The organism is Dryocola boscaweniae, from assembly GCF_025215095.1.
Lineage (GTDB): Bacteria > Pseudomonadota > Gammaproteobacteria > Enterobacterales > Enterobacteriaceae > Dryocola > Dryocola boscaweniae.
Window position 1 is genome coordinate 1 of record NZ_JALHAP010000030.1, and the last position, 424, is coordinate 424.

Below are 424 nucleotides of genomic sequence, written 5' to 3' on the forward strand. Positions count from 1 at the left end.
GTTCGGGCCGGTGGCGAGCAGGGTCATCTTCGCGCCGTCGTCGGGCAGGGTGCTGAGGTTGTGCAGCTCGAAGCCCAGCGGATCGAAGCTGAAGTCCACCGGCTCGCTCGGTCGCAGGTCCTGGAAGTGCAGGCTGCCCTCGGCCAGTTGGATGCGGTCGATGCGCAGCGGGAACGGATCGCTCGGCTGTTCAGGCTCGGGCGATTCGCTCGGCGGGATCCTGAACAGGCTGGCCAGGTTGAGCTGGCCCTTCTCGTCGAACAGCAGTTCGGTATGCGGACCTTCCAGCTCGACGTCGGCCAGGTGCAGCTGGCGTTTCCACAGGCTGTCCAGCTGCAGGTTGGCGTACAGCCGGCGGAAGGCGAGCTGGGGGTTCTTCTCCTCGCCCAGGCGCAGACCCCAAAGGGTCAATTCCAGGCTGAAG

The 424-nt window shown here is 66.0% G+C and carries 1 protein-coding gene; it reads right to left on the minus strand.

What is annotated here, in order from left to right; genetic code table 11:
- Positions 1 to 424 (minus strand): DUF748 domain-containing protein (locus MUA00_RS00145; RefSeq protein WP_271130444.1); only part of this gene is annotated, 424 nt, incomplete at both ends.